General features: G+C 67.3%; 15 protein-coding genes and 1 tRNA gene. 7 read left to right on the top strand and 9 right to left on the bottom strand.

What is annotated here, in order from left to right:
* The first annotated feature begins 27 nt into the window (after positions 1-27).
* The 3 genes from ABD729_RS04190 to ABD729_RS04180 all read left to right on the top strand — a co-directional run bounded on the left by ABD729_RS04190 (position 28) and on the right by ABD729_RS04180 (position 4,131).
* Positions 28-1,614: a lysine--tRNA ligase gene (locus ABD729_RS04190; protein ID WP_344708897.1), complete on the top strand. Its 1,587-nt coding sequence runs from the start codon at positions 28-30 to the stop codon at positions 1,612-1,614.
* A gap of 94 nt (positions 1,615-1,708) precedes the next feature.
* Positions 1,709-2,635: an ABC transporter ATP-binding protein gene (locus ABD729_RS04185; protein ID WP_344708896.1), complete on the top strand. Its 927-nt coding sequence runs from the start codon at positions 1,709-1,711 to the stop codon at positions 2,633-2,635.
* Entirely contained in the window at positions 2,632-4,131 is a 1,500-nt protein-coding gene (locus ABD729_RS04180) for an ABC transporter permease (RefSeq protein ID WP_344708895.1), read from the top strand. Before ABD729_RS04185 ends, ABD729_RS04180 begins: the two co-directional genes overlap by 4 nt.
* Here the strand turns inward: ABD729_RS04180 and ABD729_RS04175 are convergent.
* Entirely contained in the window at positions 4,128-5,231 is a 1,104-nt protein-coding gene (locus ABD729_RS04175) for a S41 family peptidase (protein WP_344708894.1), read from the bottom strand. The genes ABD729_RS04180 and ABD729_RS04175 overlap by 4 nt on opposite strands.
* A gap of 111 nt (positions 5,232-5,342) precedes the next feature.
* Between ABD729_RS04175 and ABD729_RS04170 the strand changes: the two genes are divergently transcribed.
* Entirely contained in the window at positions 5,343-5,804 is a 462-nt protein-coding gene (locus tag ABD729_RS04170) for an Lrp/AsnC family transcriptional regulator (RefSeq protein ID WP_344708893.1), read from the top strand.
* Positions 5,805-5,806: 2 nt separating this feature from the next.
* Here ABD729_RS04170 and ABD729_RS04165 read toward each other — a convergent pair whose 3' ends face one another.
* From ABD729_RS04165 to ABD729_RS04155, 3 genes are all read right to left on the bottom strand, one after another.
* Positions 5,807-7,651 (bottom strand): DUF885 domain-containing protein, encoded by a 1,845-nt coding sequence (locus ABD729_RS04165; RefSeq protein ID WP_344708892.1) that lies wholly within the window; start codon positions 7,649-7,651, stop codon positions 5,807-5,809.
* A 101-nt stretch (positions 7,652-7,752) separates the two neighbouring features.
* Entirely contained in the window at positions 7,753-8,673 is a 921-nt protein-coding gene (locus ABD729_RS04160) for an RcnB family protein (protein WP_344708891.1), read from the bottom strand.
* Positions 8,674-8,732: 59 nt separating this feature from the next.
* Positions 8,733-9,236, bottom strand: coding sequence for a (2Fe-2S)-binding protein (locus ABD729_RS04155; RefSeq protein WP_344708890.1), 504 nt, complete (start codon positions 9,234-9,236; stop codon positions 8,733-8,735).
* A gap of 38 nt (positions 9,237-9,274) precedes the next feature.
* On the opposite strand from ABD729_RS04155, the gene ABD729_RS04150 reads away from it, so the two are divergent.
* Entirely contained in the window at positions 9,275-10,069 is a 795-nt protein-coding gene (locus ABD729_RS04150; protein WP_344708889.1) for an alpha/beta fold hydrolase, read from the top strand.
* A gap of 49 nt (positions 10,070-10,118) precedes the next feature.
* Positions 10,119-10,841 (top strand): energy transducer TonB, encoded by a 723-nt coding sequence (locus ABD729_RS04145; protein WP_344708887.1) that lies wholly within the window; start codon positions 10,119-10,121, stop codon positions 10,839-10,841.
* Between the two features lie 3 nt (positions 10,842-10,844).
* Here the strand turns inward: ABD729_RS04145 and ABD729_RS04140 are convergent, their stop codons facing one another.
* From ABD729_RS04140 to ABD729_RS04130, 3 genes are all read right to left on the bottom strand, one after another.
* Entirely contained in the window at positions 10,845-12,137 is a 1,293-nt protein-coding gene (locus ABD729_RS04140; RefSeq protein ID WP_344708886.1) for a L,D-transpeptidase family protein, read from the bottom strand.
* A gap of 9 nt (positions 12,138-12,146) precedes the next feature.
* On the bottom strand, positions 12,147-12,734 hold the full coding sequence (locus tag ABD729_RS04135) for a YMGG-like glycine zipper-containing protein (RefSeq protein WP_344708885.1): 588 nt from the start codon (positions 12,732-12,734) through the stop codon (positions 12,147-12,149).
* Between the two features lie 302 nt (positions 12,735-13,036).
* Positions 13,037-13,129: transfer RNA gene (locus ABD729_RS04130), tRNA-Ser, on the bottom strand.
* A gap of 311 nt (positions 13,130-13,440) precedes the next feature.
* Between ABD729_RS04130 and ABD729_RS04125 the strand changes: the two genes are divergently transcribed.
* A complete protein-coding gene (locus ABD729_RS04125; RefSeq protein WP_344708884.1) occupies positions 13,441-14,127 on the top strand; it encodes a Crp/Fnr family transcriptional regulator in 687 nt (228 codons plus the stop codon).
* Between the two features lie 35 nt (positions 14,128-14,162).
* On the opposite strand, the gene ABD729_RS04120 is transcribed toward ABD729_RS04125, so the two are convergent.
* Together ABD729_RS04120 and pyrC are read right to left on the bottom strand one after the other, a co-directional pair.
* Positions 14,163-14,633: a hypothetical protein gene (locus ABD729_RS04120; RefSeq protein WP_344708883.1), complete on the bottom strand. Its 471-nt coding sequence runs from the start codon at positions 14,631-14,633 to the stop codon at positions 14,163-14,165.
* A gap of 61 nt (positions 14,634-14,694) precedes the next feature.
* On the bottom strand, positions 14,695-15,726 hold the full coding sequence (pyrC, locus tag ABD729_RS04115) for a dihydroorotase (protein WP_344708882.1): 1,032 nt from the start codon (positions 15,724-15,726) through the stop codon (positions 14,695-14,697).
* Positions 15,727-15,765: the final 39 nt, after the last annotated feature.

Raw genomic sequence — 15,765 nt, 5'->3', positions numbered from 1 at the left:
CACCTGCAACAAAGCAGGACGCACTGCATGACCGACGACGCGCTCCGCCAAGCAGCACTGACTTCCAAGGCCTGGCCGTTCGAGGAAGCGCGCAAATTGCTCGCCCGCTATCCGCAAGGGAAGGCGAATGGAGCGCCCGTGCTGTTCGAGACCGGTTACGGGCCATCGGGCCTGCCGCATATCGGCACCTTCACCGAGGTTCTCCGCACGACCTGGGTCCGCCACGCCTATGAGGTTCTGACCGGAGGCACCGTCCCCACGCGGCTGATCGCGTTCAGCGACGACATGGACGGGTTGCGCAAGGTCCCGGACAACGTGCCCAATCCTGAGATCCTGCAGGAAGCGCTGGGCAAGCCGTTGACCAGGGTGCCCGACCCGTTCGGCTGCAACGAAAGCTTCGCGCATCACAATAATGCGCTGCTGCGGCAGTTCCTCGACCGCTTCGGCTTCGATTACGAGTTTCTCAGCGCGACCGACGCCTACACGTCGGGCCGCTTCGACGACGCGTTGCGCGCGGTGCTGCGCCACTTCGACGACATCCTTGGCGTCATGCTGCCCACGCTGCGCGAAGAACGGCGCCAGACCTATTCGCCGGTGCTTCCGGTGTCGCCGACCACCGGCCGCGTGCTGCAGGTGCCGGTGCGGGTCGTCGATGCCGAGGCGGGCACCATCGCCTTTGTCGACGAGGATGGACAGGAAGTCGTCCAGTCGGCGCTCGGCGGCCTCAGCAAGCTGCAGTGGAAGGTCGACTGGGCGATGCGCTGGGTCGCGCTTGGCGTCGATTACGAGATGGCCGGCAAGGACCTGATCGACAGCACGATCCAGTCCGGCAAGATCGCCCGCATCCTCGGTGCCCGCCCGCCCGAAGGCTTCAACTACGAGATGTTCCTCGACGAAAAGGGCGAGAAGATCTCCAAGTCGAAGGGCAATGGCCTGACGCTGGAACAGTGGCTGACCTACGGGTCCGAAGCGAGCCTGCAGTTCTACCTTTGGCGCGAACCGAAGAAGGCCAAGAGCCTTCACCTCGGCCTCATCCCGCGGGCGATCGACGATTACTGGCAGTTCCGGGAGCGCTGGTTCGACCAGCCGGTCGAGCAGCGGCTCGGCAATCCGGTGCACCATATCCACGAGGGAGCGGTGCCGGAGCCGCGGTCGCTTCCGCTGAGCTTCAGCCTGCTTCTCAACCTCGCCAGCCTGCCGGGCGTCGCGGACAAGGCAACCGCCTGGCGCTTCGTCCAGCGCTATGCGCCGGGCACCGCTCCGGAAAGCGATCCCGAACTTGACGAGCTGATCGGGCTGGCGGTCACCTACGCCCGCGACTTCGTGGTGCCCGGTCTCCAGCGCCGCGCGCCCACCGCCGATGAAGCCGCGGCCCTGCGCGATCTCGACGCCCTGCTCGCCGGGCTCGCCGCCGACACTCCGGCCGACGAGATCCAGAATGCCGTGTTCGAGATCGGCAAGCAGCATTACGGCAAGGAACGCCTGCGGGAGTGGTTCCAGGCCGCCTACGAGACGCTGCTGGGGTCGAGCCAGGGCCCGCGCCTCGGCAGCTTCATCGCGCTCTACGGGATCGACAACAGCCGCCGCCTGATCGCCGAGGCGCTGCAGGCCTGACGCTTTCGGTCGTTCGTCGAAGCGGTCGCCGAATGGCGGCTTGACCGTCCATCGGCGCTCGGCTCCACTCCTTCGCACAAGCAGGGGGTGTGCGTTGCAGGCTGATCAGGCGCTGGTACTCGACCAGGTCACCAAGAGATATGGCGATTTCACCGCGGTCGACGCACTCAGCTTCGCCGTCCGTACCGGCGAGGTGTTCGGGTTCCTCGGCGGCAATGGCGCGGGCAAGACGACATCACTGAGGATGGTGCTCGACATCATCCGCCCGACCGCCGGCAACATCTCGGTTCTCGGCCGGGCGCCCGGGCGCGAGAATGCGCCCTTTCTCGGCTTCCTCCCCGAAGAGCGCGGCCTTTATCGGACCATGTCGGCAATCGACACAATCGTCTATTTCGGACGGTTGAAGGGTATGAGCGCGGGCGACGCCCGGACCGAGGGGCTGGCGCTGCTCGACCGCTTCGGACTTTCGGCGAACGCCAAGTCGACGATGGACAAATTGTCGAAGGGCATGGCGCAAAAGGTGCAGCTGGCGACCGCGGTGGTGAACAGCCCGCGCCTGCTGATCCTCGACGAGCCTTTCTCCGGCCTCGATCCCGTCAACCAGGGCCTGCTGGAAGATGAAATCCGCAATGCGTCGGCAACGGGTGCGACGGTGGTCTTCTCGACCCACGTGATGCAGCATGCCGAGCGCCTGTGCGACCGGCTGCTGCTGCTCGCCCGCGGCAGGAAGAAGTTCGAAGGAAATCTCGACGAAGCTCGCGCCCTGCTGCCGGCGCGGCTGAACGTCACCGCCCGCCAGCAGCTCGACGGTCTGCCCGGTGTTGCCGACTGTTCGGGCGGGCCCGACACCGGCGATGGCTGGCGCGACTATGCGGTAACGCTCGAACCCGGCGCCACCGCGGGCGGGCTGCTCGAATATTGCACGACCAACGGCATCGCGCTGCGCCGGTTCGAAGAACGCCGCGCCAGCCTGCACGACGTCTTCTTGCATATGGTAGGTTCGGGGGAGCCGGCACAGTGAACAACATCCTGCTCGTCGCGCTGCGCGAATATCGCCAGATCACCCGCATGCGCAGCTTCTGGCTGACGCTGCTGATCCTTCCGATCGCGCTTGCGATCGCACCGCTCACCCAGCGCTTCATGAGCGGGGATGAGGCGGACCGGGTGATGATCATCGATCAGGGCGACGGTGCGGTTGGAGGCGCAATCGCGACGCGGCTGCGGCTCGACGAGGACCGCCGCGCGATGAGCGAGCTTGCCCGCTACGTCCAGCGCCACAAGCTTTCCGCGCCCGGCGATGCGCCGTGGGCGAAGAACGACCGCTGGTTCAGCGACGCGGAAGTGGCTCGCTTCGCGGCCGATGGCGGCACCGCGGCCGCAATCGCGCGGATCAAGCCGATGGTCCCCGACGGAACGCCCGAGTTCGATCCGCCCGAACCGCGCCTCGTGATGGTCGCAGCCCCGGCCGACCTTGCCGCACTCCAGGGCACGGCGCTCGACCGCCGCATCGACACCTTGCTGAAGCCCGAGCAGGGCTCGAAAGCCAAGCCTATCGACGCCGTGGTGCTAGTGCCGGCGAATTTCCTCAAGACCGGGACGGCACGGCTGTCGTCATCGGGTCGTCCCAACCTCCAGCTCGTCGGGAGCGTGCAGGACGTGCTCACCCGGGCGCTTCGGCAGGGCCTGCTGAGCGAAAGCGGCGTCCCGGCCGCGATCGCCACCGCAGCCGCGACCGTGACCCCCAACCTTCTCATCAGCCAGCCCGCCCCCGGAAGCGGCGCGCGCGAGGCGATGCTGGTGCGCTCGATCGTCCCGCTCGCCAGCTCCTATCTCCTGATGATGGCGCTGATGCTGTCGGGCAGCTGGATGCTCCAGGGCACGGTCGAGGAGCGCTCCAACAAACTGCTCGAAACGGTGCTCGCCACCATCAGCCCCGAACAGCTGATGACCGGCAAGTTGCTCGGCACCGTGGCGGTGGGCCTCACCATGATCGCGGTATGGATCGGCTGCGGCGCTTTCGCGGCTTTCGCGACGCAGGGAGCGATCGCCGACATGATCCGCCCCGCGCTCGCCCCGCTGACGTCGTGGACGACGATTGCCGCGATGATCTATTTCTTCGTCGCCGGCTACATCGCCATCTCGGTCTTCTTCCTCGCGGTGGGCGCCATCAGCGATTCGATGAACGATGCGCAGGGCTATCTCATGCCGATCATCCTCGCGATCGTGCTGCCGATCTCCGTCCTGATCCAGGGCATCCTCGATGGCGGCAAGGGCATCGGGGTGGCAGTACTGACCTGGATCCCGATCTGGACCCCCTTTGCGGTGCTGGCCCGGCTCGGCCTCGGCATTCCCACCTGGGAGGTGATCGGCTCGGGCGTGCTCCTCGGTGCCTTCGTCGTGGTGCAGCTGCTGCTGCTCGGCCGCCTGTTCCGCGCCAGCCTGCTTGCGTCGGGGCAGAAGCCGAGCTTCAAGGAACTGCTGGGCCGCCTTCGCGGGCAGCCCGCCGACGCAAACTAGCGAGCGCTTGTCCTGACCGCCGTCAGGCTGGCGAGCGCGGACGCCGCATCGACCTTGACCCCGGCAAGGTCCAGCGCCTTGGCCAGCGCGTCGCCCGCCGGCACCGCCACGTCGGGGGCAACCCCGGTCCCTTCCCAACCCCGGTTGGTGTCGGGATCGTAGGTCCGCCCGTCCGGGACCAGGATGCTGTAGCCGAAGCCTAGGTCGGCCAGGCTGCCGTAATTGCCCGCGCCGCGGGTCGTCTCGCCGACCAGGGCCGCGCGGTGGGTGCGCTTCAGAGCAAGGGCCAGATGCTCGGCCGCCGAAGCCGACTTGCCCGAGGTCAGCAGATAGACTTTCGTGTCGACGAGACTGGCATCGGCCGCCGGGACCGCGAAATGCCGCTGGCGAACGATCCCGGACGGCGCGTCGATCCGGCGAAGGTTCGGCCCCTCCTCGCTCGCCCCGTTGTTGCGCAGGTAGACCGACTCGCGCGTGTCCATGTCGAGCAGCGCGGTTTCCTTCCCGAACAGCTGGGCCAGCAGCATATTCATCTCCGGAAACTCGCCGCCGCGATGCTTGCGGATATCGATAACGAGCGTCCTGGCGCCACGCACTTGCCTAAGGAAGGCGGCGAGTTCGGTCAGTGTCGCCTCGTTGCCGAAGAAGGCCGAAAAGCCAACATAGGCGGTGCCCGGCGCCAGCCAGCCCTTGGCGATGATGGTGCTGGTGGTCGGGTAAACGGCCATCGACTGGCGTTCCCCCTCTTTGTTCACCGCGGGCGGCAGCAGGCACAGGTGTGTGTCCGGATGCACCGCCTGCAGGTCGGCCGTCACCGCCTGAGCGAACGCCTGGGGGCTCGCAAAACGCGCATATCCTCCCGCCTCGAGCTTGCCGCGGAGCCTCGCCGCATAGGCCTTTCCAGCGGACGGCAGCAGGTAATCGCGCTCCAGCCGGGCAGCGAGCGCGGTCACGACCGCCTTGGCCTCGCTCGCTACGAACGGCAGGCTCTCCGCGGCAGGGGGCGTGGCAACGACCGGCTGGGCCAACGCTTCCGCCGGCACGAGGGCAAAGGCGGCGGCCGACGCGAGCAGGAGTGCGGCGGGAAACAGGAGACGCATGGGATCTTTTTCCGAAGCTGAAATGAACTCGCCACCCATTTAGCTGGATGGTGCCTCCCATGCTGCGCAAAGACGGTGCAGCGCGTGCCAGAATCTGGCACGACGACAACGATGCTCGACAAATTCGATCACGGCCTCCTGAACGAGATCCAGCGCGATGGTCTCGCCACCGCCGACACTCTGGCACAATCGGTAGCCCTGTCGCCCTCGGCCATCGCCCGACGCCTGCGCCGCCTGCGCGCCGAAGGGTGGCTCGGCCGAACCGTCGCCCTGCTCGGATCGCGGCTGACCGAGGGGCGTCTCCGCGCGCTCGTGCTGGTGCAGCTCACCGAACATGCCGACCGGACCGGAAAGGCTGCCTTGCTGGAAAAGCTGGACGCTGCCGAAACGGTCCAGTGGGTGCTGGAGATCAGCGGCGAACATGACCTCGCCCTGCTGCTCGACTGCCGCAGCATGGATGCCTTCGTGGCCGAGGCCGAAACCCTCCTCGCGGGATCGCCGGTGGTCCGCCGCTACGAGACCAGCTTCGTCAAGCGCAGCTGGAAGTTCGCGCCCTTCGTGCGGCTGGACTAGGGTCAGCTCGCCTTGGTCGCCGAAATCCAGCGGTCGATCTTCTGCTCCAGCACGACCAGCGGCAGCGCGCCGGTATTCAGCACCTGGTCGTGGAAGGCGCGGATGTCGAACTTCGCGCCAAGCTCCTGCTGTGCCTTGGTTCGCAGCCGCTGGATGGTCAGCGCGCCAAGCTTGTAGGCCAATGCCTGGCCCGGGATGGCGATATAGCGCTCGACCTCTGCGGTGGCGTCGGTGCGGCCCATGTTGCTGTTGGCAAGCATGTAGGCAATCGCCTGATCGCGGGTCCAACCCTTGGAATGAAGCCCGGTGTCGACCACCAGCCGCATCGCCCGCAGCATCTCGTCGCTCAGCGTCCCGAAGCGCTGATAGGGATCCTTGAACAGCCCCATGTCGTAGCCGAGCGTCTCGGCATACAGCGCCCACCCCTCGGCAAAGGCGGTATTGCCGCCGAACCGCATGAAATTGGGCAGCGCTTCATTCTCCTGCGCGAGGCTGATCTGGAAGTGATGCCCGGGCGATCCCTCATGGAGGTAAAGGGTCGTCATGCCCGGGGTGGTCCGGCTCGGCAGGTCGTAGGCGTTGAAGTAGAAGACGCCCGGCCGGCTGCCGTCGGGCGTGCCGCTTTCGTAGGAGCCGCCGGCTTCGAACTTCTCGCGGAACGGCTCGTAGGGGCGGATCTCGAGCCGGGTCTTGGGCATCACCGCGAAATAGGTCGGCAGCAGCGCGTCGACCTTCTTGCCGATGTCGTAATAGCCCTGCGTCAGCGCCGCCCGGCTCTTGGGCTGGAACTTCGGATCACTGCGAAGATATTCGAAGAAGGCGGCAAGATCGCCCTTGAAGCCGACTTCGCGGCGGACCTTGTCCATCTCGCCGCGGATCCGCGCCACTTCGCTGAGGCCCAGCTGGTGGATCTCGTCCGGCGACAGGTCGAGCGTCGTGTTGGAGTGGATGAGATAGCGATAAAGCTCGGGCCCACCCTTCATCGACGAAAGGCCGACATCCTCGCGCGCCGCAGGCAGATACTCGCTGCGAAGGAAATTGCGGACCCGGATCAGCGCGGGGCGTAGATCGGCATCGTAGGAGGAACGATAGGCTTCGGTCAGCCGCGCGCGCTCGGCGGGGGTGAAGGAGTCCGGAAAGCGTCGGACGGGCCCGGTGAAGTTGCTGTTGGCCGCGGTCTGTTCGATCTGCCCGTCGAGCTGCTCGATCATGTTGCGAACGGTCAGCTTGGTATCGACCACGCCATCGGCCATGCCCTCGCGCCAGCGGACGATCGCGCGGTCGAGGAAGCGGACGTAATCGGCGTGGCGCTTGAGGTTGTTCTCGTAATCGAGCGTCGTCTTGAACGGCGCCGCACCCTCGCCGCTGGCAAAGGTCGGGTAGGATGTCTGCAGGCCGAAGAAATGGTTCATCGGCCGCACCCGCGTCAGGCGCAGGAGATTGTCCTGAAGACCGCGCAGATTGTCCTCGGTGGTGAACCTGAAGACGTCGTAGGCGATGGCGTCGGTCGGGCTCAGCCGCGTCCGGTCGATGGCGGCAAGCGCGGCGAGATCGCTCTCGGCGGACTTCTTCTCCTCGGCGAAATAGGCGTCGGTGATCCTATCGCCGAGCCGGTCGGCATAACGCATGTCGCCGCGTTCGATCGCGGCGATGGGATCGCGGCGAAGCGCGGCCTCGTCGCTGGCCTGGAACAGCGCAAACAGGCGATCGTGATCGGACTGGGCGGCTGGCTGCTCGGCAGGAAGCGCCGACCGGGCCGGGGCAATGGCAGTCACTCGCTCGGGGACCGCAGCGCAGGAGGAGAGCACACACAGGCTTGCGCGGAGCAGGAAATAGCGATCGATCATCGGGCTTGGCACTCGGTCAGACGGAGGAAGGAAGCGAGGGTCCGGACAAGGCCCGGACCCTCGTAATGCCAATAACCCTTCGGCGAAGCGCCTGAGCCCTTCTACCAGAAGAAATTGCGGATCCGGTCGAGCACCCGGCCCGACCGCAGGTCGACCAGCAGGACATCGTCATAATAGCGGATCCAGCGATAAGGACCGCTGACGGGCGGCAGGCGATAGCCCCACGGATCGTTGATCCAGTAACGCGCCGAATAGAAGCGCGAGGGCAGCTGCCAGCCAAGATCCCAGTCGCGATAGCCCCAGCCGAAAGGATCGATGTAGATACCGACGTGAAAGCGCGAACGGTCGCGGTCGCGATAGCCGCGCCAGTCGTAGCGGCGATCCTGCCGCCAGTCGCGATGCCATTCGTCCCGGCCCCTGCGGTCCCGCTCGATCCGGTCGCGGCGCAGTCCTTCAGCGGCGATCCGATCGCGTAAATTGCCCGCGGCCGCGTCACGCGGTGACACTTCGCGCCGCGGGGTGACGACGGTGCCGGCATCCGGAATGGCCGAACCGAAGACCGGGGAGCCGGCGGCCGGCGGCACATCGGGCATCCGCCCGCGGCGGCCGCCGTCGCGCTCGCGCCAGCCGGTGCCGCCCATCGCTTCCGCGGTCGGCCGGGGTCGTTCGCCGCGCTCGGCATTGCGACGCCAATCGCTGCCCGACCGCTCTTCCGCCGCGGCGCGCGCGACTTCGCGCACGGGCTCGGGGGAGGCGGCCGGCGGATCGAAGCGGACGGCGGGCTGGGGCGCCTCGAACCGCTCGGGGCGCTCGGCGCGAGGCGCTGACTCGGGCCGCTCCGCACGCTCGACCCGCTCAGCGCGCTCGACGCGTTCCGGCCGCTCGGCGCGTGGGGCGCGCTCGAAGCGCGGGGCCGGTGCCTCGCGGGCTTCCGATGCGATGCCGGGATCGGGATCGGGGTCGGCCGCCAGGGCGGGGGTCGCAGCGCTAATGAGAAGAAGCGAAAGCAGGGACAGACGCATGGACATGGACCTCTCGGGCGGGTTCACTCCATCTTCTTCGCCTGCGGCTGACCGCGCGATTAACGCGCAGGCGTAACGATTTTGTCGCTTGCGGCAGGCGCCGCCGGGCTTTCCGGAGCAGAAGCGGACGCGGCGGCCGCCCGCTCGATCGCCCGGCGCAGGCGCGGCTGGATCCCGCAGGCGCAGCGATTGGGAAGCGTGTCGAGTTGCTCGGGTGACGGCCGCGGGCTCTGCTGCAGAAGGGCCGCTCCGGCACAGACGAAGCCCGGCAGGCAGAAGCCGCACTGGATGGCGTCCTCCGCCACCAGCGCAAGGGTCAGCGGATGGCCGGTGAGCCCCTCGATGGTGGTGACGTCGGCGCCCTCCAGCGTGCCGATCGGCAGCGTGCAGCTAAGCGCCGCGGCGCCATCGACGATGACGGTGCAGTTGCCGCACACCCCCGTCCCCCCGCACCCCTGCTTTGTCCCCGTAAGGTTCGCCGCATCGCGCAGCGCCCACAGCAATGGGGTCGCGGGATCGAGCGCGAATTCCAGTGCCTGACCGTTCACCCGCATCCGCGCCATGGCCCTGCTCTAGCCGCCGCTCGACGATGCTGCCAAGCATGAGGGCCATGAAAGCGATCGATACAGATTGGGGCCGGGTCGGCTGTTCGGTGGAGGGCGAGGGCGGAACAGCTTTGCTGTTCCTCCACGGCGTCGGGTCGGACCGCAGCGCGTGGGACGGCCAGCTGGCCCGTTTCGGGCAGGAGCGCATGGCGATTGCGATCGACATGCCCGGCTATGGTGACAGCGAATTCGGCCCTGAAGAGGGATCGGCCCGGACCGAATTCGCGCATGCGGCGATGAGCCTGCTCGATGCGCTCGGGGTAGAACGCGCCCACGTCTGCGGGCTCAGCCTCGGCGGTATAATTGCCTTCGAAATGGTCCGCCTGGCGCCCGAGCGGGTGGCGAGCCTGGTGCTGGCCGATACCTTCGCGCGGCATCCCGAGGGCCAGGCGATCCATGATCGCTCGCTTGCGGCAGCCGCTTCGCTTGGCATGGCAGGGCTTGCCGACAGCCGGGTCGATGCCCTCCTCGCCCAGCCTGCCGATCCCGTGGTGCGTGCGTCGGTGGTCGCCACCATGGCCAAGATCGATCCCGCAGCCTACGCCCGCGCTGCCGAGGCGGTATGGCTGGCCGACCAGCACCGGGTTGCGGCCAGCGTCGCCTGCCCCACGCTCATCCTGTACGGCAGCGAGGACCGGATTACCCCGCCCGAACTGTCCGAGGAATTGAAGACGATTATCCCGCAGGCCGGCCTGGTCGAGATTGCGGGCGCCGGCCACCTCCCCAACCTTGAACGGCCGGACGTCTTCAACCGGGTCCTCGCCGCCTTCCTCGCCGAGGTCGAAGGCTGAGCCACAGGCGTGGCGGGAGCCCGCGTGCGGGGACACGCGTTTCAGCTCCATGCCGTGGCATCCGCAACAGACCGACCGGAAGAAGGCACTGGCGCTGGTCGCCGTGCTGCACGTCGGACTTGGCCTGGCGCTTCTGAATGGCCTTGCGGGCGAGCCACTGCGGCGCGTCACCGATTCGCTCACCACCTTCGACGTTCCGCCGCCAGAGCCGCCTCGCCAGCCCGAGTCCCGGCGCGAGGAAAAGTCCGCCGAGGCCCGAGAGGAAGGAGCGACCGATCTGAAGGCCAGCCCGGCTCCGGTGGTCCAGCCACCGCCCAAGGTGCCGCTGCCTACCCCGCCGACATTGCGCACCGCCGACCAAAGCGCGCCTGCCATGGGCACGGCCGTCAGTGCCGGCGCGGGGCAGGTGGCGGGTACCGGCGCGGGCGCTGGAGCTGGCGGCGAGGGAAGCGGCGGCGGCGGCACGGGCGGCGCAGGAAGTGGCGGCGGCCTTGGTAGCGAAGCGCGACTGTTGTCGGGCAATCTCTCGCGCGGCGATTATCGGCGGATCCGCGGCTTTGGCGCGCCGCGCGGATCCGCCGTGCTGGCGATCGAGGTGGGGGCGGACGGACGGCTTACCCGTTGCCTGCCCTTTTCCTCGTCGGGCAATGCGGACCTCGACGGCGAATTGTGCCGGTTGCTGGCACGGACGCGGTGGATGCCGGCGCGTGACCGCTCGGGGCGCGAAGTGCCGGTCGCGCTTCGCTATGTCGCGACCTGGGACCGCGACTGAGCTCTACCGGGTTGCGATCCGCTGGCGGGCGGCCGGCACCGCATCGCGCTTGTAGATATCCTCGTAGATGGCAAGCTCGGTACCGCTGGGCACCGCCGTCAGGTAGGTCAGGTAGACCGGAACGGGCTTGTCGAGCGGCACCTTCTGCTCGGGCGCGGCGCTCCTGGCCTTGAGCGGCTTGCCATACAGCCAGGCCGCCAACCGGTGCGCGGCTTCGAGCCGGACGCAGCCGCCGGAGAACAATCGCGCCGCCTCGCCGAACAATTCGTCCTGCGGGGTGTCGTGAAGATAGATGCCCTGCGCGTTGGGGAACATGAACTTCATATCGCCCATGCTGTTGGCAGGACCAGGAAGCTGGCGCAGGCGCACTTCCTTCTTGCCTGCCGATACGGCCGCCCAGTCGACGCTGGCCGGGCTGACGACCTTGGCATTGTCGGACCAGTCGGACAGCACCTGATAGCCCTTGGCCTTGAGGTAGGGCAGCCCGCCCTTGACCACGTTGGGCGCGATCCTCTCGGCGGCAAGGTCGCTCGGAACGTTCCAATAAGGGCGAAGCGAGGTGTAGCGGATCAGCGCCGCCATCATCGGGGTCGGATAGACCGGCTTGCCGACCACCACCCGCATCATGTCGACGGTCTGGTTGTTGTCGATCATGAACAGGCGCTGCGCGGCGGTGTTCACCATCACGTAGCGGCCGGTCGCCGGAAGGCTGCGCACGCGGGCCATGTTGGTGCTGACCAGTGCGCGGGTCGCCGGGTCGGGACGGGTGTCGGTCAACTGGCGGCGCAGCTGCGCATAATAAGGGTGCATCCAGCCCATGTCGCGCATGTAGGCGCCGAGGTTGGGCGCGTTGGCGGCGGCGGCGAGGAGTGACGCGGCGCTGGGCGCCTGCGGGCGCAGTTCGCCATCGACATAGATGATGCCGACGCTCGGCGCGCGGCGGAGGTCCTGCGCGTAGCGGGTGAATAGGTCGCCAAGGGCGCGGTTGGCACGAGCAGTCGCTTGCGGATCACCGCCCTGCGCCGCGCGGATCAGCCGCGCGATGTCGCGGGTGCGGTACCGCTTAGGGTCGAGCCCGTCGGCCTGCGCCGTGGCAAGCAGGCGCAGCAGCTCGGGCGCTGCGGCCTCGTTGCCGGGACGAAAGAAGTCGGGTGCGGCGGCCGGCTGTGCTCGCGCCACCTGCGCCGTCGCGGGCGAGGCGGCGACAGCGGGAAGAAGGGCAAGGCCTGCACAAACAAGTGCCGGGCGCACGAGGCGCCCGGCACGCAAGCCGTTCAGAATACGCGAAAGGCTCATTCTTGCTCCTTAACCGCGCTCACCGCTGCGACGGGGAGCGGGCTGCTGGTAACCGGTGCCCATGTTGTTGTTCATGGTGCCGGCCTGCGCAGGCGCGCCCGGATAATATTGGCCGTTCTGGACGTAGCCGTCGACGCGGCCGTCCCGGTCCTGGTCGGCCCAGACGGCACCGGCGAGACCGCCGACCACCGCACCGGCGACCGCACCCTCGAGCAGGCTGACGCCCGGGATCAGCGCACCGGCAGCGGCACCGACCGCAGCGCCGACACCGGCACCGGTGGCAACGCGGCCGAGGGTCGAATCATAACCGCTCGGCGTGCCCTGGTAATACTGGCCATTCTGGACGTAGCCGTCGGCATAGCCATCATTGTTGTTGTCGGCCCACACGGCGCCGGTCAGGCCGCCGATTGCAGCGCCGACGGCCGCGCCGGTGATCGGGCTGATACCCGGGACAACGGCGCCGACAGCGGCGCCGCCAACGGCACCGACGGCTGCGCCGGTCGCGGCGTCGGCGAGGGTGTCGTTATTGGCAGTGGTGGCACAGGCGCCAAGCGACAGCGAGCTGGCGGCTGCCAAGGCGATCAAGGTCTTCTTCATATGCTTTCTCCCGATGGTTTCGGTAACCTTGAACGGTTCCGGCCGCTTTTGCGGCAGGACGGGCCGGCGAAAACGCCAAGCCTCGACCGATCAACGTCAGCGCCGCCCCAACGAAAGGCCACCGCCAGAGGTTCCGGGCACGCAACAAGCCCCAAGATTCCAAGGCTTTAGCCTGATGTGGGGAGCAGCGCCTCAGGCCAGTTGAAGCAATTGGAACGGCTGCGAAACGCCAGAGTGAAGGGGAGTTTTCCGATTAACGCCGACCCGAGCCCCGAAGGGCGTCGAGCACTGGCTTCAGGCGATGGCGGAGACGGAGGGATTCGAACCCTCGGTACAGTAATTCACCGTACGGCGGTTTAGCAAACCGCTGGTTTCAGCCACTCACCCACGTCTCCGGATGCCTCGGCTGCGGTGCGCTTAGCGGAGGCTTTCGGCAGGTTCAACCTCATCGATTGCAATGGCTTGCCCGCCATCGCGACGGAAAACGAAAGTGACATCGCCGACTGTCGGCAAGCCGACACAAAATTGAGTCTAAGTCATTATAAAATAAGATATTGCGCGACATCGAAACACTAGCGTAATGCTTCCGCCGGGGGTCGGACCGCGTGGTTCGTGTGGGAGTACGGGGCTTATGGAATTACCGCGCATATTGCCCGGCGACGCCGGCCTCGATTCCGCGTTCGCGGGAAACAGGCTGCTCAGGACCTTGTCCGCCGAAGATCGCGCCATGCTCGAACCCCATGTCGAGCTTGCCGCGCTCGAAGGTGGCGAAACCGTTCTCGCGGTCGGCGAGATGACCCGGCGCACCCTGTTCCCGTTCGACGGGCTGATGGTGTCGATGCGGCGCGTCCTCACCGGCGGTCGATCGGTCGAGGTTGCGGCGATCGGTCGCGAAGGCGCGGTCGGCGGGATCATCAGCTGCGGCGCAGCCCCGGCCTTTACCCAGGCCGTGGTGCAACTCCCCGGCTCCGCCGCGATCATCCCGATGACGGTGCTGGAGGACGCCAAGCAGGCCAGCCCGCACATCAAGAATTTGTTTTGCCGCTATTCGGACGCGCTTCTGGCGCAGGTCATGCAATCGGTGGCCTGCAATGCCTTTCACCCGATCGAGGCCCGCGCCGCGCGCTGGTTGCTTGACGCCCAGGACCGCGCGGCAAGCGACCGGCTGGAACTGACCCAGGAAAGCCTGGCAGGATTGCTCGGCGTACAGCGCACCACCGTCAATGCGGTCGCGCGCGTGCTTCAGGAACAGGGCCTCATCGCCTATCGCCGCGGAGCGATCCAGGTGCTCGACCGCGAGGGTCTGCGCAGGGTCAGTTGCGATTGCTACGAGGCGGTCGAACGGCACTTCCAGGAAGTGCTCGGCGAAGACGGACGCGGCATCGCGGACTGACGGGTGCCGGCGCGTCCGCGCCTTTTCTCGAAGCCCTAATTGTTCTGGATGTTGGACCGGGTCTTGGTCGCCCTGACCGTCGATGATTGCATGGTCGCGGCCGGGCACAGGCCTGCCGCATTACTGAGCGAAAGAGCCTGATAGGCCTCATAGCCCTTCCGGCTGCCCATCACCCGCGCGCCCTTCATTTCCTTGATGACATAGTGCGGCCGCATCTTCGCCAGCACCGGGCTCGCCTTGTCGAAATCGCGACTGCGCCCGCTCGCCATTCCGGACGCTGCATCGCGCGGTGATGTGCCGCCGTCGAACCAGGCTTCGGTGATCAGCCCGCCCTCGCAGCGGAGCAGCAAGGTCCCGCGATCGGCGACACCGTCACCGTCGACATCCCCGGCCGAAACGCTGAGGGGGATGAGCCCATCGGCCGTCGGGGCCCCTACCCCGTCGATGGTGAGGCTCCCCGCATTTGGCGCCAGCAGCGCGGCGCTCAGGACCAGGGTGAAGATCATGGGACACGCCCTCCTCCGCCCGCAGGATGCGCTTCCGGCGCTCGTTTCGCAAGCGACACGGTCAGCCAGCCAGTCTCCAGCCAAGGATCTGCCCGGCGTGGAACGGCACCAGCGCGGAGCCCGCCGCAGCGACTTGCCCGGGCACCTCCACGTCGGCGCGCTCCAGGGTGACCCGTTCTTCGTTGAGAGCGAGCCCGTAAAAGCGCGGCCCATGTTCTGACGCAAAGCCCTCGAACCGGTCGAGCGCAGCTTCCTCGTCGAACACCGTCAGATAGCTTTCAAGCGCGAACGGCGCGTTGAAAATACCTGCGCAGCCGCAGCCGCTTTCCTTGGCTTCCTTGAGGTGGGGCGCGCTGTCGGTCCCGAGGAAGAATTTCGGACTTCCCGACACCGCCGCGGCGCGGACGGCGAGGCGGTGCTTTTCGCGCTTCACCACCGGCAGGCAGTAGGCGTGGGGGCGAAGGCCGCCGTCGAACAAGGCGTTGCGGTTGAGATGGAGGTGCTGCGGGGTGATGGTCGCCGCCAGGTTTGGCCCCGCCTCGCGCACGAAATCGGCGCTGTCGGCCGTGGTGATATGCTCCAGCACGATACGGAGGCCCGGAAAGTCGTGCAGCACGGGGGCAAGCACCCGCTCGAGGAACACCGCCTCCCGGTCGAAGATATCGATCGCGGGATCGGTCACTTCGCCATGGACGCACAGCACCATGCCAATCTTCTCCATCCGCTCGAGCGCGCGATGGATATGGGCCACGTCGGTCACGCCGCTGTGGCTGTTGGTGGTCGCACCCGCAGGATAAAGCTTGGCGGCGACCCACACGCCTTCGCGGTGGCCGCGTTCAAGCTCGTCAGGGTCGATCGAGTCCGTGAGATAGCAGGTCATCAACGGCTCGAACCCGGTCCCCGCGGCAGCCCGAATGCGGTCCCGATACCCGCTGGCCGCAGCGACCGTGGTCACCGGCGGGACAAGGTTGGGCATGATGATCGCCCGCGCGAACTGCCGCGCGCTGTAGGGCGCCACCGCGTCCAGCATCGCGCCGTCGCGCAGGTGGAGGTGCCAATCGTCGGGGCGGCGGATGGTCAGGCGGTCTGTCATGGTCCCCCGGGATCGTTCGTGCTGAGCGAAGTCGAAGCA

Source organism: Sphingomonas humi, from assembly GCF_039536725.1.
GTDB classification, from domain to species: Bacteria; Pseudomonadota; Alphaproteobacteria; order Sphingomonadales; family Sphingomonadaceae; genus Sphingomicrobium; species Sphingomicrobium humi.
Note: the sequence above shows the minus strand (reverse complement) of the source record. Positions and strands in the feature narration are given on the sequence as shown.

Excerpts from the sequence above, each read along its gene's own strand:
- ABD729_RS04175 (WP_344708894.1), bottom strand. The coding sequence starts at position 5,231 with ATGCGTCTCCTGTTTCCCGCCGCACTCCTGCTCGCGTCGGCCGCCGCC.
- ABD729_RS04160 (WP_344708891.1), bottom strand. The coding sequence starts at position 8,673 with ATGCGTCTGTCCCTGCTTTCGCTTCTTCTCATTAGCGCTGCGACCCCC.
- pyrC (WP_344708882.1), bottom strand. The coding sequence starts at position 15,726 with ATGACAGACCGCCTGACCATCCGCCGCCCCGACGATTGGCACCTCCAC.
- ABD729_RS04140 (WP_344708886.1), bottom strand. The coding sequence starts at position 12,137 with ATGAGCCTTTCGCGTATTCTGAACGGCTTGCGTGCCGGGCGCCTCGTG.
- ABD729_RS04165 (WP_344708892.1), bottom strand. The coding sequence starts at position 7,651 with ATGATCGATCGCTATTTCCTGCTCCGCGCAAGCCTGTGTGTGCTCTCC.
- ABD729_RS04120 (WP_344708883.1), bottom strand. The coding sequence starts at position 14,633 with ATGATCTTCACCCTGGTCCTGAGCGCCGCGCTGCTGGCGCCAAATGCG.
- ABD729_RS04150 (WP_344708889.1), top strand. The coding sequence starts at position 9,275 with ATGAGGGCCATGAAAGCGATCGATACAGATTGGGGCCGGGTCGGCTGT.
- ABD729_RS04135 (WP_344708885.1), bottom strand. The coding sequence starts at position 12,734 with ATGAAGAAGACCTTGATCGCCTTGGCAGCCGCCAGCTCGCTGTCGCTT.
- ABD729_RS04170 (WP_344708893.1), top strand. The coding sequence starts at position 5,343 with ATGCTCGACAAATTCGATCACGGCCTCCTGAACGAGATCCAGCGCGAT.
- ABD729_RS04155 (WP_344708890.1), bottom strand. The coding sequence starts at position 9,236 with ATGGCGCGGATGCGGGTGAACGGTCAGGCACTGGAATTCGCGCTCGAT.
- ABD729_RS04145 (WP_344708887.1), top strand. The coding sequence starts at position 10,119 with ATGCCGTGGCATCCGCAACAGACCGACCGGAAGAAGGCACTGGCGCTG.
- ABD729_RS04190 (WP_344708897.1), top strand. The coding sequence starts at position 28 with ATGACCGACGACGCGCTCCGCCAAGCAGCACTGACTTCCAAGGCCTGG.